This window comes from Pseudomonas sp. LBUM1641, from assembly GCF_059716235.1.
Genome location: NZ_CP166815.1, coordinates 5,407,036 through 5,428,161, shown reverse-complemented (window position 1 = coordinate 5,428,161; position 21,126 = coordinate 5,407,036). Strand labels below are relative to the sequence as shown.

Sequence of the window (21,126 nt, the reverse complement as noted above, 5' to 3'; positions counted from 1 at the left end):
TCACCGAGGTAAGAAAGATGAGTGCGGCTTCTCTGTACCCCGTTCGCCCCGAAGTAGCAGCCAATACGCTGACCGATGAGGCGACCTACAAGGCCATGTACCAGCAGTCGGTGGTCAACCCCGACGGTTTCTGGCGCGAGCAAGCCAAGCGCCTTGACTGGATCAAGCCTTTCACCACGGTGAAGCAGACCTCCTTCGACGATCACCATGTCGACATCAAGTGGTTTGCCGACGGCACCCTCAACGTTTCCTACAACTGCCTGGACCGTCACCTCGCCGAGCGTGGCGACCAGGCGGCAATCATCTGGGAAGGCGACGACCCTGCCGAAAGCCGCACCATCACCTACCGCGAGCTGCACGAAGAAGTCTGCAAGTTCGCCAACGCCCTGCGCGGCCAGGATGTGCACCGCGGTGACGTGGTGACTATCTATATGCCGATGATTCCCGAAGCCGCGGTCGCCATGCTGGCCTGTGCCCGGATCGGTGCGATTCACTCGGTGGTGTTTGGCGGGTTCTCGCCAGAGGCCCTGGCCGGTCGGATCATCGACTGCAAATCAAAGGTGGTGATCACCGCCGACGAAGGCATTCGTGCCGGCAAGAAAATTCCCCTGAAGGCCAACGTCGACGACGCTCTGACCAACCCGGAAACCAGCAGCATCCAGAAAGTCATCGTGTGCAAGCGCACCGGCGGCAACATCAAGTGGAACCAGCATCGCGACATCTGGTACGAAGACCTGATGAAAGTGGCGGGCACCGTGTGTGCGCCGAAAGAGATGGGCGCCGAAGAAGCGCTGTTCATCCTTTACACCTCCGGTTCCACCGGCAAGCCGAAGGGCGTGCAGCACACCACCGGCGGCTACCTGTTGTATGCCGCCCTGACCCACGAGCGCGTGTTCGACTACCGCCCGGGCGAAATCTACTGGTGCACCGCCGACGTCGGCTGGGTCACCGGCCACACCTATATTGTCTATGGCCCACTGGCCAACGGCGCAACCACGCTGATGTTCGAAGGCGTGCCGAACTATCCGGACATCACCCGGGTGGCGAAGATCGTCGATAAGCACAAAGTCAATATCCTCTACACCGCACCGACCGCAATCCGCGCCATGATGGCTTCCGGCACCGCGGCCTGCGAAGGCGCCGATGGCAGCAGCTTGCGTCTGTTGGGTTCTGTGGGTGAGCCGATTAACCCGGAAGCGTGGGATTGGTACTACAAGAACGTCGGCCAATCCCGTTGCCCGATCGTGGATACCTGGTGGCAGACCGAGACCGGCGGCAACATGATGAGCCCGCTGCCGGGCGCCCATGCGCTGAAGCCGGGTTCGGCGGCACGCCCGTTCTTTGGCGTGGTGCCGGCGCTGGTGGATAACCTCGGCAACCTGATTGAAGGCGTGGCCGAGGGTAACCTGGTGATTCTGGATTCGTGGCCGGGCCAGGCACGTACGCTGTATGGCGACCATGACCGGTTCGTGGACACCTACTTCAAGACCTTCCGTGGCATGTACTTCACCGGTGACGGTGCGCGTCGTGACGAGGATGGCTATTACTGGATCACCGGGCGGGTGGATGACGTGCTTAACGTGTCCGGCCACCGCATGGGCACCGCCGAGATTGAAAGCGCCATGGTTGCCCACCCTAAAGTCGCGGAAGCGGCAGTGGTGGGTGTGCCCCACGACATCAAGGGCCAGGGCATCTATGTGTATGTCACGCTGAAAAACGGCGAAGAGCCGAATGAAGCGCTGCGCCTGGAGCTGAAAAACTGGGTGCGTAAAGAGATCGGGCCGATTGCTTCGCCGGATGTGATCCAGTGGGCGCCGGGCTTGCCGAAGACCCGCTCGGGGAAAATCATGCGCCGGATCCTGCGCAAGATTGCTACGGCTGAGTACGACGGGTTGGGGGATATCTCCACCCTAGCGGACCCAAGTGTGGTGGCGCATCTGATCGAGACGCACAAGACCATGAACGTCGCGTAAGGCGGGTTTGTGGGACGAAGCCCCATTCGGCGTAGGTCGGATGGGGCTTTTTTGTGCGATCGGACAGGCGACCTATAACCCCTGTGGGAGCGGGCTTGCTCGCGAAGGCGGTGTATCAGTTGGTGATGTTCCGGCTGACACACCGCCTTCGCGAGCAAGCCTGCTCCCACATTTTGATTGCATTCCAAGGCTGGTCATCCGGTGGAGCGAATTACACAAGGCCAATAAATATCGGATTCTGTCGTAGGAGGTTTCTGAATGTTACCGTGCGCCGTAAATGTGTAACCCCACGCCCAAACATGAGGCAAAGTGCTACGTCCGTGCCCCGAAAACCCGCGTTTTAGACGCCCTGAAAAATTAGATCAAACGCTACACTTGCCGTGCTAGAAGGGTTTGCGAATAATAGGCCCGCAATTTGCAGCGTTAACAGGTTTAATATCTTTTGCCTCTGCATAAAATCCAGAGGCTGTCAATGTGCTGGAACCGCTTTCTCGGTGCTTCTGTAAATTGTTGTCGCATTGAGGAAATATCGGCTTCCGGCCTGTCGTTAGAATGCCGATCACTCGCTCGTCGTCGCCGATGTGGAACTGGCGCAGGACGCAGCACCGCTATTCGGTTTCACTCAGTCGCATCGTGGGCCCTGGCTCATACTGCTGTTTTGCCCTATACCGATGGAGTCCCAAGATGAAGAAACTCGTGCTGTTGGGCGCCCTGGCGCTGTCCGTGCTGTCCATGCAGGCTTTCGCCGAAGGCAAGCCACTGAAGATTGGTATTGAAGCGGCTTACCCTCCGTTTGCCTCCAAGGCACCGGACGGCAGCATCGTCGGTTTTGACTACGACATCGGCAACGCCCTGTGCGAGCAGATGCAGGTCAAGTGCACGTGGGTCGAGCAGGAATTCGACGGCCTGATCCCGGCGCTGAAAGTGCGCAAGATCGACGCCATCCTGTCCTCGATGTCCATCACTGAAGACCGCAAGAAGTCCGTGGACTTCACCAACCGCTACTACCTGACCCCAGCTCGCCTGGTGTTGAAGGAAGGCACTGCCGTCAGCGACAGCCTGGATGAATTGAAAGGCAAGAAAATCGGCGTGCAGCGCGGTTCGATCCACGACCGTTTCGCCAAGGAAGTGCTGGCTCCCAAAGGCGCCACCATTGTTCCTTACAGCTCGCAGAACGAAATCTACCTGGACGTAGAAGCCGGTCGCCTTGATGGCACCGTGGCCGACGCCACCCTGTTGCAGGAAGGCTTCCTCGACACGCCAGCCGGTAAAGGCTATGCGTTCACCGGCCCGGCCTTCACCGACGCCAAGTACTTCGGCGACGGTATCGGCATCGCGGTACGTAAAGGCGACAAGGAAAACCTGGACCGCATCAACGCTGCAATCGCCGCGATCCGTGCCAACGGCAAGTACAAGGCAATCCAGGACAAGTACTTCAACTTCGACATTTACGGCCCAGAAGCCAAGTAAACCGTCGTAGCTGTCTGTCCAGAATGGCGCAAGCAACAGGGTCTCTGAAGTTTGCGCCATTTTTTCATCCCCCTTTTCGAGGACCTGAATCATGTTGAAAGGCTACGGGGCTGTCATCCTCGATGGCGCATGGTTGACGCTTCAGCTCGCCTTGTCGTCCATGGCCTTGGCCATTGTTCTGGGGCTGATCGGGGTCGCGTTGCGCCTCTCGCCGGTGCGCTGGTTGGCCTGGCTGGGCGATCTGTACTCCACGGTGATCCGCGGGATCCCCGACCTGGTGCTGATCCTGCTGATTTTCTACGGCGGTCAGGACCTGCTTAACCGCGTCGCGCCCGTGCTGGGCTACGACGACTATATTGACTTGAACCCCTTGGCCGCCGGTATCGGCACCCTGGGTTTCATCTTTGGCGCCTACCTTTCGGAAACCTTCCGTGGCGCCTTCATGGCCATTCCCAAGGGGCAGGCCGAAGCCGGCCTGGCTTATGGCATGAGCCCGTTCCAGGTGTTTTTCCGGGTGATGGTGCCGCAGATGATTCGGCTGGCGATCCCCGGGTTTACCAACAACTGGTTGGTACTGACCAAGGCCACCGCACTGATTTCGGTGGTGGGCCTGCAAGACATGATGTTCAAGGCCAAGCAGGCGGCAGACGCCACCCGCGAACCTTTTACCTTCTTCCTCGCAGTGGCGGCGATGTACCTGGTGATCACCAGCGTGTCGTTGCTGGCCCTGCGTCATCTTGAGAAGCGCTACTCGGTAGGCGTAAAGGCGGCTGATCTATGATCTTCGACTACAACGTCATCTGGGAGGCCATGCCGCTGTACCTCGGCGGCTTGCTGACCACCCTGAAACTGCTGGCCATTTCGCTGTTCTTCGGTTTGCTCGCGGCCTTGCCCCTGGGCCTGATGCGCGTGTCCAAGCAGCCGATTGTCAACGGCGTTGCCTGGCTCTACACCTACGTGATTCGCGGCACGCCGATGCTGGTGCAGCTGTTTTTGATCTACTACGGCCTGGCCCAGTTCGAAGCGGTGCGTGAAAGCTTCCTGTGGCCGCTGCTGTCCAGTGCGACCTTCTGTGCGTGCCTGGCGTTTGCCGTGAACACCAGCGCCTACACCGCCGAAATCATCGCCGGTAGCCTCAAGGCCACGCCCCATGGCGAGATCGAAGCGGCCAAGGCCATGGGCATGTCGCGCTACAAGCTGTATCGCCGGATCCTGCTGCCATCGGCCCTGCGCCGGGCGCTGCCGCAATACAGCAACGAAGTGATCATGATGCTCCAGACCACGAGCCTGGCCTCCATTGTTACCCTGATCGACATCACCGGTGCCGCGCGCACGGTGAACGCCCAGTACTACCTGCCGTTCGAAGCCTATATCACTGCGGGTGCGTTCTACCTGTGCCTGACCTTCATCCTGGTGCGCCTGTTCAAGTTGGCCGAAGGCCGCTGGCTGAGCTACCTGGCTCCACGGAAGCATTGATATGGAACGTATCGATCACCTGTTGCCCTGGGGTCACCTGGGCTGCGAACGCCAACTGACGGTGTTCCGTTTCGGCAGCGGCGAGCGCAAGGCCTATATCCAGGCCAGCCTGCACGCCGATGAATTGCCCGGCATGCGGGCCGCCTGGGAGCTGAAGAAGCGCCTGGCCGAACTGGAACAGCAAGGCGCCCTCAATGGCGTGATCGAGCTGGTTCCCGTTGCCAATCCGATGGGCCTGGGGCAACTGCTGCAAGGCAGTCACCAGGGCCGTTTCGAGATCGGCAGCGGCAAGAATTTCAACCGCGACTTCGTTGAGTTGAGCGAGCCGGTCACCGAGTTGCTCAAAGACAAGCTTGGGGATGATCCCCATGCCAACGTGCGCATGATTCGCCAGGCCATGACCGATGCGCTCAACGCCTTGCCGGCGCCGAGCAGTCAGCTGCAAGGCATGCAGCGGGTCTTGCTGAGCCATGCCTGCACCGCCGACGTGGTCCTCGATCTGCATTGCGACGCCGAAGCCGCGCTGCACATGTACGCGTTGCCGCAGCACTGGCCGCAGTGGCGTTCGCTGTCGGCGCACTTGAATGTGAAGGTCGGCCTGCTGGCGGAAGATTCCGGTGGCAGCTCGTTTGACGAAGCCTGTTCGCTGCCGTGGTTGCGTCTGTCCCGGGCATTCCCCGAGGCGCAGATTCCCCTGGCGTGCCTGGCGACGACATTGGAGTTGGGCGGCCAGGCGGATACTGGCCGTGATGAGGCGATTTTCCACGCCGAAGGCATCCTGGCGTTCCTTGCCGAGCAAGGCCTGATTCGTGGTGAATGGCCCGCGCCGCAGCACGAAGCCTGCGAAGGCCTGCCCTTCGAAGGCACCGAGTTGCTGTTCGCGCCCCACGCCGGCGTGATCAGCTACCTGCGTAAAGCCGGGGATGTGGTGCAAGCCGGCGACCCGATATTTGAAGTGATCGATCCCTTGTCCGACCGCGTGAGCATTGTTTGCGCGGGCACGCCTGGGGTGTTGTTTGCCGTTGAACGGCTACGTTATGCCCAAGCGGGTTTCTGGCTGGCCAAGGTGGCGGGGCGCGAAGCGCTGCGGCACGGGCGCTTGCTCAACGACTGACCAACTGTTTTTGTGAGAACCGACCGCATGTACAAACTTGAAGTCCAAGACCTGCATAAACGCTATGGCAGTCATGAAGTGCTCAAAGGTGTGTCCCTGGCCGCCGCGGCCGGTGATGTGATCAGCATCATCGGGTCCAGTGGCTCGGGCAAAAGTACCTTTTTGCGCTGCATCAACCTGCTGGAGCAACCTCACGCCGGCAAGATTCTGCTCAATAACGAAGAGCTGAAACTGGTGGCCAACAAAGACGGCGCCATGAAGGCCGCGGACCCGAAACAGCTGCAACGCATGCGTTCGCGACTGTCGATGGTGTTCCAGCACTTCAACCTGTGGTCCCACATGACCGCGCTGGAAAACGTCATGGAAGCGCCGGTGCACGTCTTGGGCATGTCGAAAAAAGACGCCCGGGAAAAGGCCGAGCACTACCTGGCTAAAGTGGGTGTGGGCCATCGTAAGGATGCGTTCCCTGGCCACATGTCCGGCGGTGAACAGCAGCGCGTGGCGATTGCCCGGGCCCTGGCGATGGAGCCTGAGGTGATGCTGTTCGACGAACCCACCTCGGCCCTCGACCCGGAGCTGGTGGGCGAAGTGCTCAAGGTAATGCAGGACCTGGCCCAGGAAGGCCGGACCATGGTGGTGGTGACCCACGAAATGGGCTTTGCCCGTGAAGTCTCCAACCAGTTGGTATTCCTGCACAAAGGCATCGTTGAAGAACGTGGCAACCCGCGCGAAGTGCTGGTTAACCCACAGTCCGAGCGTTTGCAGCAGTTTCTTTCCGGCAGCTTGAAGTAACTGATACCGCTGCACCCTGTAGGAGCGAGCTTGCTCGCGAAAAACTCGAGAGCGCCGCTGGGTGTCAGGTTACCAGCGTTATCGTTAACGAGCTTCGCGAGCAAGCTTGCTCCTACAGCAAAGCGGATCTACATCGTTTTTGAGACTTGTGTTCACTTCCGGGCTAGCATTGCCCATGCCTTTTTATTTGTTTTTCGCTTCGGATAGCACTCCATGACTGCCCATCGAATAGGTTTCCTGATTTGGCCCAGCACTAAAGCACTGACGCTTGCGCTGGCTGAGGAGGCCTTGCGCGTTGCTCAGCGGGTGCATCCGGACGTGGTGTACGAACTCTCGTTTTTGCAGGCCGAGCCGCCAATCGACGGTGCCTGGCAACTGCCGGGTGAACCCTGGGCTGGCAAGCTGGAAGGCTTTCAAAAGTTGTTCCTGCTGGCGGATGAACCACCGACCGTCATCGCTTCCCAGCTCAGCACCGCCCTCAAGCAACTGGTGCGCGCCGGGTGTGTGATCGGCGGGTTGTCGGCCGGTGTGTATCCGCTGGCTCAACTCGGTTTGCTCGACGGTTATCGCGCCGCCGTGCACTGGCGCTGGCAGGACGATTTCGCCGAGCGTTTCCCCAAGGTCATCGCCACCAGCCATCTGTTCGACTGGGACCGTGACCGCCTGACCGCCTGCGGTGGCATGTCGGTACTCGACCTGCTGCTGGCGGTGCTGGCCCGTGATCACGGCGCTGAACTGGCCGGCGCAGTCTCGGAAGAACTGGTGGTAGAGCGCATCCGCGAAGGCGGCGAGCGCCAGCGCATCCCGCTGCAAAACCGCCTGGGCTCCAGCCATCCAAAGCTGACCCAGGCGGTGTTGCTGATGGAAGCCAACATCGAAGAGCCGCTGACCACCGACGAAATCGCCCAGCATGTGTGCGTGTCCCGACGACAGCTCGAGCGCATCTTCAAGCAATACCTCAATCGCGTCCCCAGCCAGTACTACCTGGAACTGCGCCTGAACAAGGCCCGCCAGATGCTCATGCAAACCAGCAAGTCGATCATCCAGATCGGCCTGTCGTGCGGCTTCTCCTCGGGGCCGCACTTCTCCAGCGCCTACCGCAACTTCTTCGGCGCCACCCCGCGTGAAGATCGCAACCAGCGGCGCAGCAGCAGCCCGTTCGAGTTGTCGTCGGTGCCGTCCGAGCGCGGCTAGGTGTCATTCCTCGAGTGAAACGTCCATGCGGTGGCGCCGTGCGTAACGGCTCAGGGTGGCGAGGCTCGCCCTGGACAGCGGATTGCCCTCCCACAGCATTGCATTGAAATTATCGATGGGCACTTCCAGGATGCTGCTATCGATATGGCGGATCGCATTGTCCCTAAGGTCGGCGGATACGATTCGCCGTAATGAAAACAGCCCTTGCGGTACCACCCTGATGCCGGTCGATTGCAAGTCCAGGTGCTCCAGTTGCTGCATGTTGCCCAGCCTGGGAGTGATGTCCAACAGGTTATCGCTCAAGTCCAGATAGGTCAGTTGATGCATCTCTGCCAACGCGTCGGCAGTAGCGGCGTTCAGCTGGATAGTACAATTAGGCAACACCAGTTCGTGCAGCCGGGCCATCCGGAATACTTCTGCGGGGATGCTCTGTAACCGATACCCATGGACCGAGAGGCTTCTGAGTCTTGGGAAACTGTTCAGGAAATTACCGAGGCCCGTGGTGCCCGACCCCCCGTGCAGCGTCAGCAGTGTCACATGCTCGAAATTGGCGGTCACGGTAGGTAAGTCTCCCAGGAGACGGGTGCCGTAGAGCAGTTCGTGAGTGATGGTGGGGCCGTCGTCGGCGTCGTCGGTTGCAGTTTCGCGGCGCCAGCACGCTTCCATCAGTTCCTTGAACGCTTGGCGTTTGACTTGCTCATGGGCGCGCACCATGGGAATAAGTTCCGTGTTCAGCGTCGGGTGGTGGGTGGGGACGTCGATTTGCCACGCTTGCAGATCCGCTTCCAGCTTTTCGTATTCGCTGCCCAGGCGCGCCAGTTCCAGTCGACCGGCTTCCAGATTACCGGGCATGCCGAAGATATACAGATTGCATTCATCAGTGTCGAACGTGGGGTACAGCGCTTTAAGGTGGTCGATATCGGCCTGGGGGGCGGTGGTTTTCCAGCGTTCCCCGGTACGGTGGAAGTGGCTTTTGATGCGGTCAATGACTGGGTCGGGGAAGGGGTTGTCTGCCAGGTTTATTCCGTCACTGATCGTATCCGGCAGTTCAAACATGGCGTCGGGCAGCTCGGTGATGCGGTTGTTATTGAGGATCGCGCTCTTAAGCTTGGGGCGTGTGAGCAGGCCGGGCGGGACCTGGTCAATTTCGGTGGAGGACAGGTCCAGGGACCTGAGGTTGGGCATCGCTTCGACACTGGGTGTTTTGCCCAGCGGGTTGTTGAGCATGTCGAGGGATTCCAGGCGCGACATCGATGACAACCTTGCCAGGCTCTGCTCAGTCAATTGGATGTCGCAGCTGTCGAGCACCAGTTCGGTGAGATTGGGCATCGTCTCCAAACCTTCGGGGAAAACGCCCAGCGGCATGCCGCGTAATTCCAGGGTGTGCAGATTGCGAAAGCGTTGAATAAACCCCAGGGCTCCTGAGGTGTTCTCAGCGCCCATCAGGCCAAGTGTCGAGACGTGATCGAAATTGGCCGTCAGTGTGGGCAGTTCGCCCAAGATCGGTTCCTCGTACACCAGGCTATAGCTGAGATGTTCGTCATTATTGTCCAGGGTTGATTCGGTTTCCCGGCGCCAGCAGCGCCTGATTTGATCGGCGAGTTGTAGGCGTTTTTCTCCTTCGTAGGCGTATTCAGCAGCGCCGAGGCGGGCTTGAGTTCCGGGGTAAGTAGTGGGGATTTCGGCGCGCCAAATCGCCAGGTCCTGGAACAATCGAGCATATTCGAGTTGCAAAAGCTGCAACTGGGGCAACGCGCCGCCGGGGAGGCGATTGAGGCGGTGGATCAGTGCGCGGTTTTGCGCGGGGCTGTGGCCAGGGTACAGCGCTTCTGCGCGCTGGATGAGCGACAGCGGTGCGCCCGGTGTCGGTATGGGGCCCGGTGGGAGGGCATAGCCGTCCATGCCCCCAGGCAGTCTCGGGATTTTACCGGAGGCGGGTGGCCGCACGGGCTGGCGTTCGAGAATGGGGCGCAGCCGGTCGCGGGGCAATGGCGTTGCGGCAATCGCCTGACGCAGTTGGGGGCCTTGGCGAATATGAAGGTTCAATGCATTGCGCTCGCTGTCGGGCAAGGCCTGTAGCACCGCATTGTAAAAGTCGGTCTTGCCTTGCAGGTGCAGGCCCTCGTCGTCATAGACCTGGTACTCGCCTTCCTCGTGTACCAGCACTTTGCGTTCCGCTGCGGCTGCCTGGCCGATGCTGTCGCGCAAGGTGCCCTCGAGCGTATGTTCACGTACTTCCAGGCGCACGGTGCCGGACCAGCTGGGCAGCTCCGGCAACGAGTGCAGGGCCAGGGTGTGGGTGTCCAGGTTGGCGGGGGCTTTCAGGTACAAACCTTCATAGGCGCGGTTCAAGCGGGTTTCCTGGCGTGCCCAATTGGCCAGTTGGTCCAGACGCTTGGGGACTTTTCCGCTGCCCAGTTCTGCCCGCTCCAGGTCGCTGGCTTGCTCCAGCACTACGTCGGCAGCCGAGGCTGGAAGACCGGGTCGACTGTCCATCAGTTGTTGCGCTGCCCCGTGCACAGGTTGGTTCGCACCTTTGTAGCGGGACTCGAACAGCTTGGATTTTTGCCTCTCGGCGGCCTGCGCGATTTTGTTCCTCAGCGCGCGCGTACGCACATCAATCCTGCGGGCCGGCAGGCCGAATTCTTCACTCAGCAGGGTTTTGATTTCGGACTCATCGAGTCCCAAAAGAACGGTTTTAAGCAGGTCGCCGCTGTTGAGTTGCACCTGGTTGATCCGCACCCGCGCAACGCCGTCGCGGGATGCGTACTGCCAAAGCGTCTGGCCTGTGCCATCCACTACCTGCAGGGCCTTGGTCTCAGGCCAGGTGCCGTTGTCGCAGAGTAACTGCAGTTGAGTCAGTGGCGAGGCCTGGCGGTACACCGCAGGATCGTCGCTGCTCATTTGCTCGATAAAGGCCGAAATGTCTTGCTCGATCTTGAAGCGCTTGAGGGTGTCCTCCAGCAGCACGGGCATCGGTTCACGCTGGACATGCATCTGGCGAAGCACGTTTTCAGGGGTGTTGCTCACGCTGCGAATCTGCTCCAGCTCCTGGGCGCTGAAGGTTTTCGCACGATGCCCCAACCGGCGCAGCAGGGTGGCCCTGTCCCAATACAGCGGTTGATCCAGCTCGGTTTGCCAGGCACCCGTGCCGTTGTGCCAGGCTTTGGGTTGATAGGCGTCGGGACGTTCGGGGTGCGCCAGCAAGAAGCCATCACGGTCGGGTGTTTTATTCAGCACGTAGGGGGTGTCGTCCAGGCTGATCACCGCCTGGTCCAGGTGTTGGTGGATGCCTTGTGCGTTGGGGGTAGAACCTTCTGGTAAGGCGACTTTACGTGCATAGGGGGCGAGGTCAGGTTTCCAGTACAGGGTTTTGCCGTTGGGGACCTTGACCGGTTTGAAGCTATCGATAAAGGCGACCGTGCGTTGCGGCAGCAGTGCGCGAAACTCGCCCGCAACAATCGCCCCGCCAGCGCCGAAGGTGCCCAACTGCACCAAGGCTTCGACCGTGCCCATCAGGTGCTCGAAAGCTTCGGTGGTTTGGCCCTCGGCCCAGTCGACGATGCCTTCGAAGGTTTCATCCAGCAGTTGATAGGCCATGTAGGCCAGCATGACTTCGCCCAGCACGGGCACGAACGGGGCAATCACCAGCGCGGCGATGTTGAGCAGCGACGTGGCAATTTGCTGGAATGAATCCCACAGGGCCCAGCGTGCCTTCTGGTCGACCTTGGCGGTGGAAACGGAGATGACTTGGGCGTCGTTGAGGATTTTGTTGAGCTTTTGCTGGTAGAGGTGGGTCAGCCAATCGCCGGGGATCGCCGGCGCGCCCAGTTGCAGGTTGAGGCGTTCCCGTGGGGTTTCGCGCCAGGTGGGTTGCGGGTCGGTGGGGTTGTGTGGGTGCCAGGTGATCTGCCCCAGGCGGTTGTTGAGGCTGGAGAAGAAAAAGCCACGGTCTTGGTGGGCGACGAATCGACTGAAAAAACGTTGATAGTTAGCGTCGCGCAGTTGCCGGGTCAGTTCTGCGGTGAACGCGGCGGGCGAGGTGTATTGCTTGATGGGGTGCTCCGGGTCGTCCGGAACATAGGCCACTACGGGTACTGCGCCATGCTCGCGCTCCAGGTCCGGGGCGAACAGCACGATCCCGGTCAGCCGGGCCGACATCATGTGCAGGTCATGGCAACGCACGGGCTTGCCCGAGATACGTGCTGGTCGACCATCCAGTAAACCTTGCAGCGCCTGGTACATGTCGTCCTCCAGGTCGCCGTTCATGTTTGCCAGTTGCAGTGCGACCTCCAGCGCCGCACGCTCGCTGGCCTTGACCTCGTGTTGCAGAACCGTTGCCACCAGGCCATTGGTGATGCCCAGGTTCTCTTCCAGATAGGTTTTGTACTGCGCACCGATATCCAGGGTTCTGCACAGTTGAGTGAACGCCGGGATCGACAGGCCGCGCTTGATCTCGGGCAAGGGCTGGAAATGGCCACGTGCATCGGGTTGGGTGATGAATTCGCTGGCCGCTTCGAATGCGTCAGGCTGGGTCTCGTCGGCCTCGAAGTTGTGCAGCGCGGCGTCCAGCAACGAGACGGTCCAGGTGCGCGCGGCGCCGCTCTTTACGGTAAACCAGGGAATAGTGGCAGGGATGTACAGGCGCAAAAACGTGGTGCGCACGTCCAGTGTCAGGCCGAACCGGGTTTTCAATGCGTCGGCCAGCAAGAGGGCGGCGAAGGCTTGGGCGTCTTGCAACTGCTCGAGGCGCTGGTCTACCCGGTTTTGTGCGGTCCAGTGGCTGGCGTTGCGCAGGCGCAATTGGCGGTGCTGCTCGCGGGTCGCGGTTTTGTGCCACGCCAACGCGCGAGGCGAGGTGCGTTTGAGCTGGGTGCGTCGCTCGGCTGAAGCGCCGGTCAGCCAGTCAGGTACGGCCTTGGCCAGCGGTTGATAATGACTGTCGGGGTGTTGCGCGAGGTGTTGCTCGTCGATTTCAGGCATGGCGCTGTTCCTGTGCGCGGATGAGATCAACAGCAGACCAAAACGGCAATCGGCGACGGCATTACATAGTTGTGCCTCACCAACCGCCCACAACCGGCCCGGGCGGTTTAAACTGCGCCATTGCGATGCTAATTGTCGCATTGGCGTAAACCCGCGAAAATCGCGGGTTGGCGCTATAAGAAGTTGTCGCTTGGCGGCAAGGCCGCGCTGAAAACTGTCCTTACAATCCCTGTATCGCCCGCCAGTTTCAGGCAGGCGTTCCTCTTCAGGAGACTCCGATGTCCGTTGAGCAAGCCCCGGTGCAACGTGCCGATTTCGACCAGGTCATGGTTCCCAACTACGCACCTGCCGCTTTCATCCCCGTGCGTGGCGCAGGTTCCCGCGTGTGGGACCAGGCGGGCCGAGAGCTGATCGACTTTGCCGGCGGCATCGCGGTCAACGTATTGGGCCACGCCCACCCGGCGCTGGTCGGTGCATTGACCGAACAGGCCAACAAGCTGTGGCACGTGTCCAACGTCTTCACCAATGAGCCGGCCCTGCGCCTGGCCCATAAGCTGATCGACGCCACGTTTGCCGAGCGTGTGTTCTTCTGCAACTCCGGCGCCGAAGCCAACGAGGCCGCCTTCAAGCTGGCCCGTCGCGTCGCATTCGACCGCTTTGGCACCGAGAAATACGAAATCATCGCCGCGCTGAACAGCTTCCACGGCCGCACCCTGTTCACCGTGAACGTGGGTGGCCAGTCGAAGTATTCCGACGGCTTCGGTCCGAAAATCGTCGGCATCACCCACGTGCCGTATAACGACCTGGAAGCGCTGAAAGCCGCCGTCTCGGACAAAACCTGCGCCGTGGTGCTGGAGCCGATCCAGGGCGAAGGCGGCGTGCTGCCGGCTGAGCTTTCGTACCTGCAAGGCGCCCGCGACCTGTGCGACGCGAACAACGCGCTGCTGGTGTTCGACGAAGTGCAAACCGGCATGGGCCGCAGCGGCGAGCTGTTTGCCTATCAGCATTACGGCGTAGTACCGGACATCCTCACCAGCGCCAAGAGCCTGGGCGGCGGTTTCCCGATTGCCGCCATGCTGACTCGCGAAGACCTGGCCAAGCACCTGGTGGTCGGCACCCACGGCACCACCTACGGCGGCAACCCGCTGGCGTGCGCGGTGGCGGAAGCGGTGATCGACGTGATCAACACCCCGCAAGTGCTGGCTGGCGTTAACGCCAAGCACGACCTGTTCGTTTCCCGTCTGGAGAAGATTGGCCAGCAATACGGCATCTTCACCGAAGTGCGTGGCCTGGGCCTGTTGCTCGGTTGCGTGCTGAGCGATGCCTGGAAAGGCAAGGCCAAGGACATCTTCAACGCCGCCGAGCGTGAAGGCCTGATGATCCTGCAAGCCGGCCCGGATGTGGTGCGCTTCGCCCCGAGCCTGGTGGTGGAAGATGCCGATATCCAGGAAGGCCTGGACCGCTTCGAACGTGCTGTTAAAAAGCTGACGCAAGCCTGATAGACCGTTGGGTGCCCGGCGATTCGGGTACCCAATACAAATTTTGTATGCCGGACCGGATCAAATGTGGGAGCGGGCTTGCTCGCGAAAGCGGTGGTTCAGTCGCCAGATGCATTGACTGACACACCGCATTCGCGAGCAAGCCCGCTCCCACATTGGGTCTGTGTTGATTCAAAATCTGTCCGGCATTTCCCCCTATGAGTTTTCGAGTTAAGGAGTGACACCATGCTGGTGATGCGCCCCGCGCAAATGGCTGATCTGGGCGAGGTACAGCGTCTGGCTGCGGACAGCCCGATTGGTGTCACCTCGTTGCCGGATGATGTCGAACGCCTGAGCGACAAGATCGCCGCGAGCGAAGCGTCCTTCGCCGCCGAGGTCAGCTTCAACGGCGAAGAAAGCTATTTCTTCGTCCTTGAAGACACCGACGCCGGCAAGCTGGCGGGCTGCTCAGCCATCGTCGCTTCGGCGGGCTACTCGGAACCGTTCTACAGCTTCCGCAACGAAACCTTCGTGCATGCTTCCCGCGAGCTGAAGATCCACAACAAGATCCACGTGCTCTCGCAGTGCCATGACCTCACCGGCAATAGCCTGCTGACCAGTTTCTACGTGGTGCCGGAGCTGGTGGGTTCGCCGTGGTCGGAACTCAACTCCCGGGGCCGCCTGCTGTTCGTGGCCGGCCACCCGGAGCGCTTCGCGGATTCGGTGGTCACCGAGATTGTGGGCTACAGCGACGAGAACGGTGATTCGCCGTTCTGGGACGCCATCGGCCGCAACTTCTTCGACCTCAACTACGCCGCTGCCGAGCGCCTGTGCGGGTTGAAGAGCCGGACCTTCCTGGCCGAACTGATGCCGCATTACCCGATCTACGTGCCGCTGTTGCCGGACGCCGCCCAGGAAGCTATGGGCCAGGTGCACCCACGGGCGCAGATCACCTTCGACATTCTGATGCGCGAAGGCTTCGAGACCGACCATTACATCGACATTTTCGACGGCGGGCCAACCCTGCATGCGCGGGTCTCGGGCATTCGCTCGATCGCCCAGAGCCGTGTGGTGCCGGTGAAGATCGGTGAGATGGCCAAGGGTGTCGGCCGTCAGTACCTGGTCAGCAACGGCCAGTTGCAGGATTACCGCGCGGTGATGCTGGAACTGGACTACGCACCGGGCAAGCCAGTGACCCTGGACCTGGAAACCGCCGAAGCCCTGGGCGTCGGCGAGGGTGCCAGCGTTCGACTGGTAGCGGTTTAAGAATGAGTTTCGCGGGTGGCCTGCAAGGCGGCCCGTTTGAGGAGATAGCATGATCGTTCGTCCCGTACGCAGCAGCGATTTACCGGCCCTGATTGATCTGGCGCGCAGCACCGGCACCGGCCTCACCACCTTGCCGGCCAATGAAGAGCGCCTGACCCATCGGGTCGGCTGGGCTGAAAAGACCTTTCGCGGCGAAGCCGGGCGTGGTGATGCGGATTACCTGTTCGTGCTGGAAAACGACGAAGGCCGCGTGGTGGGGATTTCCGCCATCGCCGGCGCCGTCGGCCTGCGTGAGCCTTGGTACAACTTCCGGGTCGGCCTGACGGTCAGTGCCTCCCAGGAGCTGAACATCTACCGCGAAATCCCGACGCTGTTCCTGGCCAACGACCTGACCGGCAACTCCGAGCTGTGCTCGTTGTTCCTGCACGCCGATTACCGCAACGGCCTTAACGGTCGCATGCTGGCCAAGGCACGCCTGTTGTTTATCGCGGAATTTTCGCAGCTGTTCGGCAACAAGATCATCGCCGAAATGCGCGGCATGTCCGACGAAGCCGGGCGCTCGCCGTTCTGGGAAAGCCTGGGCCGGCACTTCTTCAAGATGGAATTCAGCCAGGCCGACTACCTCACCGGCGTAGGCAACAAGGCGTTTATCGCCGAGCTGATGCCGAAGTTTCCGCTGTACAGCTGCTTCCTGTCCGAGGACGCACGCAACGTGATCGGCAAGGTCCACACCGACACCGAGCCGGCCTTGAGCATGCTCAAGAGCGAAGGTTTCAGCTACCAGGGTTACGTCGACATCTTCGACGCAGGCCCGGCGGTGGAGTGTGAAACCACCAAGATCCGCGCGGTACGCGACAGCGAGGCGCTGGTGCTGGCGATTGGTACGCCGGGTGACGACGCCACGCCGTTCCTGATCCATAACCGTAAACGCGAAGATTGCCGCATCACCGCAGCACCGGCGCGGTTGGCTGCGGGCACCCTGGTGGTCGATCAACAGACCGCCAAGCGCCTGCAACTGATCGCCGGTGATCAAGTGCGTGCCGTACCGTTGTCCGCTGCCCGGGAGTCTAAATAATGAATTCGCTATACATCGCAGGTGAGTGGCTGGCTGGCCAGGGTGAAGTGTTTGAGTCGCTGAACCCGGTGACCCAGCAGGTCGTGTGGTCGGGTAATGGCGCTACCACCGAGCAGGTCGAGTCTGCCGTTCAGGCCGCACGCCAGGCATTTCCAGCCTGGGCCAAGCGCTCCCTGGAAGAACGCCTGAGCGTGCTGGAAGCCTTCGCCGCCAACCTGAAAAGCCGTGCGGACGAACTCGCCCGCTGCATCGGTGAGGAAACCGGCAAGCCATTGTGGGAATCGGCGACTGAAGTCACCAGCATGGTCAACAAGGTCGCGATCTCGGTGCAAAGCTACCGCGAACGTACCGGCGAGAAGAGCGGCCCACTGGGCGACGCCACTGCCGTATTGCGTCACAAGCCCCACGGTGTGGTGGCGGTGTTTGGTCCTTACAACTTCCCGGGTCACCTGCCTAACGGGCATATCGTGCCGGCCTTGCTGGCGGGTAACACCGTACTGTTCAAACCGAGCGAGCTGACCCCGAAAGTCGCCGAGCTGACCGTGCAATGCTGGATCGATGCTGGCCTGCCGGCGGGCGTTTTGAACCTGCTGCAAGGCGCGCGGGAAACCGGGATCGCCCTGGCGGCGAACTCGGGTATCGACGGTTTGTTCTTCACTGGCTCCAGCCGCACCGGCAACCATCTGCACCAGCAATTCGCCGGGCGCCCGGACAAGATCCTCGCGCTGGAAATGGGCGGCAACAACCCGCTGGTGGTGGACGAAGTGGCCGACGTGGACGCGGCGGTGTACACCATTATCCAGTCGGCATTTATCTCGGCCGGCCAGCGCTGCACCTGTGCCCGTCGCCTGTTGGTGCCTGAAGGCGCCTGGGGTGATGCGTTGCTCGCGCGCCTGGTGGCGGTGAGTTCGACCATTGAAGTCGGCGCGTTTGATCAAACGCCTGCGCCGTTCATGGGCTCGGTGATTTCCCTCGGTGCCGCCAAGGCGTTGATGGATGCCCAGGAACTGCTGTTGGCGAATGGCGCCGTGGCGCTGTTGGAAATGACTCAACCCCAGGCCCAGGCTGCGCTGCTGACGCCGGGGATTATCGATGTGACCGAGGTCACGGATCGCGCTGACGAAGAGCTGTTCGGCCCGCTGCTGCAAGTGATTCGCTACGCTGATTTCGAGGCGGCGATTGCCGAGGCCAACAACACCCAATACGGCTTGGCGGCCGGGTTGCTGTCGGATTCCGAAGCGCGTTACCAGCAGTTCTGGCTGGAGAGCCGTGCTGGGATCGTCAATTGGAACAAACAGCTGACGGGTGCCGCGAGCAGCGCGCCATTTGGTGGTGTGGGGGCTTCGGGTAACCATCGTGCCAGCGCCTATTACGCGGCGGATTATTGTGCGTACCCGGTGGCCTCGCTTGAAACCCCGAGCCTGGTGCTGCCAGCCACATTGACGCCCGGTGTGACGCTGATCTAAATGTGGGAGCGGGCTTGCTCGCGAAGGCGGTGGTTCAGTCACTTGAAATGTTGAATGACACACCGCCTTCACGAGCAAGCCCGCTCCCACATTTGATCTGTGGTGTATTCAAGAAATTTGATGCCTATAAAAACAGATGTTCGTGGAGCCTCGCCGATGAAATCCTGTGAAGTCAATTTTGACGGTCTCGTGGGGCCGACCCATAACTACGGCGGTTTGTCCTACGGCAACGTCGCGTCCCAGAGCAACAGCCAGCAGTCCTCCAACCCGAAGGAAGCGGCGCTGCAAGGCCTGGCGAAGATGAAAGCCCTGATGGAAATGGGCTTTGTGCAAGGTGTGCTGGCGCCCCAGGAACGTCCGGATGTGGCCGCCTTGCGCAGCCTCGGTTTTGCCGGCACCGACGCACAAGTCATCCAACAGGCCGCCAAGCAAGCCATGCCGCTGCTGGTTGCCAGCTGCTCGGCGTCGAGCATGTGGGTGGCCAACGCCGCCACCGTCAGCCCGAGCGCCGACACAGCCGATGGCCGCGTGCATTTCACCGCCGCCAACCTCAACTGCAAATACCACCGCAGCATCGAACACCCGACCACCAGCCGCGTGCTGGGGGCGATGTTTGCCGATAGCAAACACTTCGCCCACCACGCCGCGTTGCCGGCGGTGGCGCAGTTCGGCGACGAAGGCGCGGCCAACCACACGCGTTTCTGCCGGGACTATGGCGAGGCGGGCGTAGAGTTTTTCGTGTTCGGCCGCAGTGCGTTCGACACCCGCTACCCGGCGCCGCAAAAGTACCCGGCGCGCCAGACCCTCGAGGCCTCCCAGGCAGTCGCTCGCCTGCACGGCCTGCGGGATGACGGCGTGGTCTTCGCCCAGCAGAACCCGGCGGTGATCGATGCCGGTGTGTTTCACAACGACGTGATCGCAGTGGGCAATGGCGAGGTGCTGTTCTATCACGAGGACGCGTTCCTCAATACCGAACAGATGCTCGGCGAATTGCAGGGCAAGCTCGGCAAGCTCGGCGGCAATTTCCAGTCGATCTGCGTGCCCCGTGCCCAGGTTGGCGTTGAAGATGCGGTGCGTTCCTACCTGTTCAACAGCCAGTTGCTGAGCCGCGCCGACGGTTCGATGCTGCTGATCGTGCCGGAAGAATGCCGCGCCAACGAACGCGTCTGGCAGTACCTGCAAGGCCTGACGTCTTCCGGCGGGCTGATCCGCGAAGTCAAAGTCTTCGACCTCAAGCAAAGCATGCAGAACGGCGGTGGCCCGGCGTGCCTGCGCTTGCGCGTAGCGTTGAATGAAACCGAACTGGCGGCGGTCAACCCAGGGGTTATCATGACGGCGCCGTTGTACGACACCCTGACCCAATGGGTCGACAAGCACTACCGCGACAGCCTGCGGGAAACCGACCTGGCTGACCCGCAATTGCTGCTTGAGTGCCGGACGGCACTGGATGAACTGACGCAAATCCTTAAACTGGGCTCGGTTTATCCTTTCCAGATCAATTAACGCCGCACGGCTGAGAACTATTTATGACCACCGACACCCTGAAACTGATCCTTGAAGACACCGACGGCACCCAGCTGGAAACCTCCTGCACCCGCGTTGCCGTGGTGTGGCAGGGCAAGGAGATCTGGATCCAGCACGACGGCCGTGGCCAACTGCTGATCGGCGTTGACGTGGAAGAAGGCGACGCGGAATACGCCAACCTGCTGATGCGCCCATTGGCCACCAACCTGATGAGCCTGCAACTGGAAATGGAACCGGCCGACGTTGAAGGTGATGACGACGATCACGTCCACGGTCCTGGCTGCAACCACTAAGGAAGCTGCTTATGCTCGCCCTCGGCAAACTGCTTGAACTGACCCTCGCCGGTCGCGAACCGGCGCAAAAAATTCAACTGACTGTCGATGGCGTGCAACTGCGCTGGCTCAGTGAGGGCGCGCTTGAAGTGCGGCCTCCTGAGGCGCGGGACAACGGCAGCGATGTGCTGCTGTCGTCCGGCATCCATGGCAACGAAACCGCGCCAATCGAATTGGCCGACCGCTTGCTGCAAGGCATTGCCCGCGGGGAGATCAAGCCCCGTACCCGTATTCTGTTCCTGTTCGGTAACCCCGAGGCCATGCGCCGCGGCGAGCGTTACCTCGAACTGGACGTCAACCGGCTGTTCAACGGCCGTCATGAACAAAGCATTGGCCCTGAAGCCATGCGCGCCGCCGAGCTTGAGCAGTTGGCCCGCACCTTTTTCAGCGTGCCTGGGCGTAGTCGTTTGCACTACGACCTGCACACCGCCATCCGTGGCTCGAAGATCGAGCAGTTCGCGCTGTACCCGTGGAAAGACGGTCGCCAGCATTCGCGCCATGAATTGGCGCGCCTGCGAGCTGCCGGCATGGAAGCGGTGCTGTTGCAGAACAAGACTTCGATTACCTTCACCGCGTTTACCTACGAGCAGCTGGAGGCCGAGTCCTTCACCCTGGAGCTGGGCAAGGCCCGGCCGTTCGGGCATAACCAGGGCGTGGACGTATCGCGCCTGGAAGCCCGCCTCAAGCGGATCATCGAAGGCAACGAGCCCACCACCGAGAGCCTGGACGGCCTGAAGCTGTTCAGCGTCTCCCGGGAAGTGATCAAGCACAGCGATGCCTTCGTCCTGCATTTGCCGGCGGACGTGGAAAACTTTTCGGAGTTGGAGAAGGGGTATCTGTTGGCCGAGGACATTGCCAAGACCCGCTGGGTGATCGAGGAGGAGGGCGCGCGCATCATCTTCCCGAACCCGAAGGTCAAGAATGGCTTGCGAGCGGGGATATTGATTGTGCCGACCACGGATGTTGGCCTGGCCTGAACCCCG

At 61.0% G+C, this 21,126-nt stretch carries 15 protein-coding genes; 14 read left to right on the top strand and 1 reads right to left on the bottom strand.

Going from position 1 to position 21,126, the window contains the following annotated elements:
* Positions 1-17: 17 nt before the first annotated feature.
* From acs to ACA046_RS24860, 7 genes are all read left to right on the top strand, one after another.
* Positions 18-1,973: an acetate--CoA ligase gene (gene acs, locus ACA046_RS24890; protein WP_497675168.1), complete on the top strand. Its 1,956-nt coding sequence runs from the start codon at positions 18-20 to the stop codon at positions 1,971-1,973.
* A 684-nt stretch (positions 1,974-2,657) separates the two neighbouring features.
* Positions 2,658-3,443: an ABC transporter substrate-binding protein gene (locus tag ACA046_RS24885; protein WP_017475899.1), complete on the top strand. Its 786-nt coding sequence runs from the start codon at positions 2,658-2,660 to the stop codon at positions 3,441-3,443.
* A gap of 91 nt (positions 3,444-3,534) precedes the next feature.
* Positions 3,535-4,224: an ABC transporter permease gene (locus ACA046_RS24880; protein ID WP_459023118.1), complete on the top strand. Its 690-nt coding sequence runs from the start codon at positions 3,535-3,537 to the stop codon at positions 4,222-4,224.
* The gene (locus tag ACA046_RS24875) at positions 4,221-4,919 is read left to right on the top strand and encodes an ABC transporter permease (RefSeq protein WP_010165618.1); all 699 of its coding nucleotides are present in this window, start codon (positions 4,221-4,223) and stop codon (positions 4,917-4,919) included. Before ACA046_RS24880 ends, ACA046_RS24875 begins: the two co-directional genes overlap by 4 nt.
* Before the next feature lies 1 nt (position 4,920).
* Positions 4,921-6,033: a M14 family metallopeptidase gene (locus ACA046_RS24870; RefSeq protein ID WP_497675167.1), complete on the top strand. Its 1,113-nt coding sequence runs from the start codon at positions 4,921-4,923 to the stop codon at positions 6,031-6,033.
* Between the two features lie 27 nt (positions 6,034-6,060).
* The gene (locus ACA046_RS24865) at positions 6,061-6,825 is read left to right on the top strand and encodes an ABC transporter ATP-binding protein (RefSeq protein WP_003214336.1); all 765 of its coding nucleotides are present in this window, start codon (positions 6,061-6,063) and stop codon (positions 6,823-6,825) included.
* A gap of 213 nt (positions 6,826-7,038) precedes the next feature.
* Positions 7,039-8,019 carry a GlxA family transcriptional regulator gene (locus ACA046_RS24860; RefSeq protein WP_003214334.1) on the top strand — a complete coding sequence of 327 codons (981 nt, stop codon included), beginning with the start codon at positions 7,039-7,041 and terminating at the stop codon, positions 8,017-8,019.
* A gap of 3 nt (positions 8,020-8,022) precedes the next feature.
* On the opposite strand, the gene ACA046_RS24855 is transcribed toward ACA046_RS24860, so the two are convergent.
* Positions 8,023-13,002 (bottom strand): dermonecrotic toxin domain-containing protein, encoded by a 4,980-nt coding sequence (locus ACA046_RS24855; protein ID WP_497675166.1) that lies wholly within the window; start codon positions 13,000-13,002, stop codon positions 8,023-8,025.
* A gap of 278 nt (positions 13,003-13,280) precedes the next feature.
* Between ACA046_RS24855 and ACA046_RS24850 the strand changes: the two genes are divergently transcribed.
* From ACA046_RS24850 to astE, 7 genes are all read left to right on the top strand, one after another.
* A complete protein-coding gene (locus ACA046_RS24850) occupies positions 13,281-14,501 on the top strand; it encodes an aspartate aminotransferase family protein (protein ID WP_459023109.1) in 1,221 nt (406 codons plus the stop codon).
* A gap of 225 nt (positions 14,502-14,726) precedes the next feature.
* Complete coding sequence (gene aruF, locus ACA046_RS24845; protein WP_076015017.1) at positions 14,727-15,746, top strand: arginine/ornithine succinyltransferase subunit alpha; 1,020 nt, start codon at positions 14,727-14,729, stop codon at positions 15,744-15,746.
* 49 nt (positions 15,747-15,795) lie between these two features.
* Positions 15,796-16,821, top strand: a complete 1,026-nt coding sequence (gene astA, locus ACA046_RS24840; RefSeq protein WP_076015018.1) for an arginine N-succinyltransferase — start codon at positions 15,796-15,798, stop codon at positions 16,819-16,821.
* Positions 16,818-18,287: a succinylglutamate-semialdehyde dehydrogenase gene (astD, locus tag ACA046_RS24835; protein ID WP_497677135.1), complete on the top strand. Its 1,470-nt coding sequence runs from the start codon at positions 16,818-16,820 to the stop codon at positions 18,285-18,287. The genes astA and astD overlap by 4 nt, the downstream gene beginning before the upstream one ends.
* A 156-nt stretch (positions 18,288-18,443) precedes the next feature.
* Complete coding sequence (astB, locus tag ACA046_RS24830; protein WP_497675165.1) at positions 18,444-19,790, top strand: N-succinylarginine dihydrolase; 1,347 nt, start codon at positions 18,444-18,446, stop codon at positions 19,788-19,790.
* Positions 19,791-19,813: 23 nt separating this feature from the next.
* Complete coding sequence (locus tag ACA046_RS24825; protein WP_003214319.1) at positions 19,814-20,104, top strand: hypothetical protein; 291 nt, start codon at positions 19,814-19,816, stop codon at positions 20,102-20,104.
* Positions 20,105-20,115: 11 nt separating this feature from the next.
* A complete protein-coding gene (gene astE, locus ACA046_RS24820; RefSeq protein ID WP_497675164.1) occupies positions 20,116-21,120 on the top strand; it encodes a succinylglutamate desuccinylase in 1,005 nt (334 codons plus the stop codon).
* Positions 21,121-21,126 lie beyond the last annotated feature (6 nt).

Excerpts from the sequence above, each read along its gene's own strand:
- acs (WP_497675168.1), top strand. The coding sequence starts at position 18 with ATGAGTGCGGCTTCTCTGTACCCCGTTCGCCCCGAAGTAGCAGCCAAT.
- ACA046_RS24885 (WP_017475899.1), top strand. The coding sequence starts at position 2,658 with ATGAAGAAACTCGTGCTGTTGGGCGCCCTGGCGCTGTCCGTGCTGTCC.
- ACA046_RS24880 (WP_459023118.1), top strand. The coding sequence starts at position 3,535 with ATGTTGAAAGGCTACGGGGCTGTCATCCTCGATGGCGCATGGTTGACG.
- ACA046_RS24875 (WP_010165618.1), top strand. The coding sequence starts at position 4,221 with ATGATCTTCGACTACAACGTCATCTGGGAGGCCATGCCGCTGTACCTC.
- ACA046_RS24870 (WP_497675167.1), top strand. The coding sequence starts at position 4,921 with ATGGAACGTATCGATCACCTGTTGCCCTGGGGTCACCTGGGCTGCGAA.
- ACA046_RS24865 (WP_003214336.1), top strand. The coding sequence starts at position 6,061 with ATGTACAAACTTGAAGTCCAAGACCTGCATAAACGCTATGGCAGTCAT.
- ACA046_RS24860 (WP_003214334.1), top strand. The coding sequence starts at position 7,039 with ATGACTGCCCATCGAATAGGTTTCCTGATTTGGCCCAGCACTAAAGCA.
- ACA046_RS24855 (WP_497675166.1), bottom strand. The coding sequence starts at position 13,002 with ATGCCTGAAATCGACGAGCAACACCTCGCGCAACACCCCGACAGTCAT.
- ACA046_RS24850 (WP_459023109.1), top strand. The coding sequence starts at position 13,281 with ATGTCCGTTGAGCAAGCCCCGGTGCAACGTGCCGATTTCGACCAGGTC.
- aruF (WP_076015017.1), top strand. The coding sequence starts at position 14,727 with ATGCTGGTGATGCGCCCCGCGCAAATGGCTGATCTGGGCGAGGTACAG.
- astA (WP_076015018.1), top strand. The coding sequence starts at position 15,796 with ATGATCGTTCGTCCCGTACGCAGCAGCGATTTACCGGCCCTGATTGAT.
- astB (WP_497675165.1), top strand. The coding sequence starts at position 18,444 with ATGAAATCCTGTGAAGTCAATTTTGACGGTCTCGTGGGGCCGACCCAT.
- ACA046_RS24825 (WP_003214319.1), top strand. The coding sequence starts at position 19,814 with ATGACCACCGACACCCTGAAACTGATCCTTGAAGACACCGACGGCACC.
- astE (WP_497675164.1), top strand. The coding sequence starts at position 20,116 with ATGCTCGCCCTCGGCAAACTGCTTGAACTGACCCTCGCCGGTCGCGAA.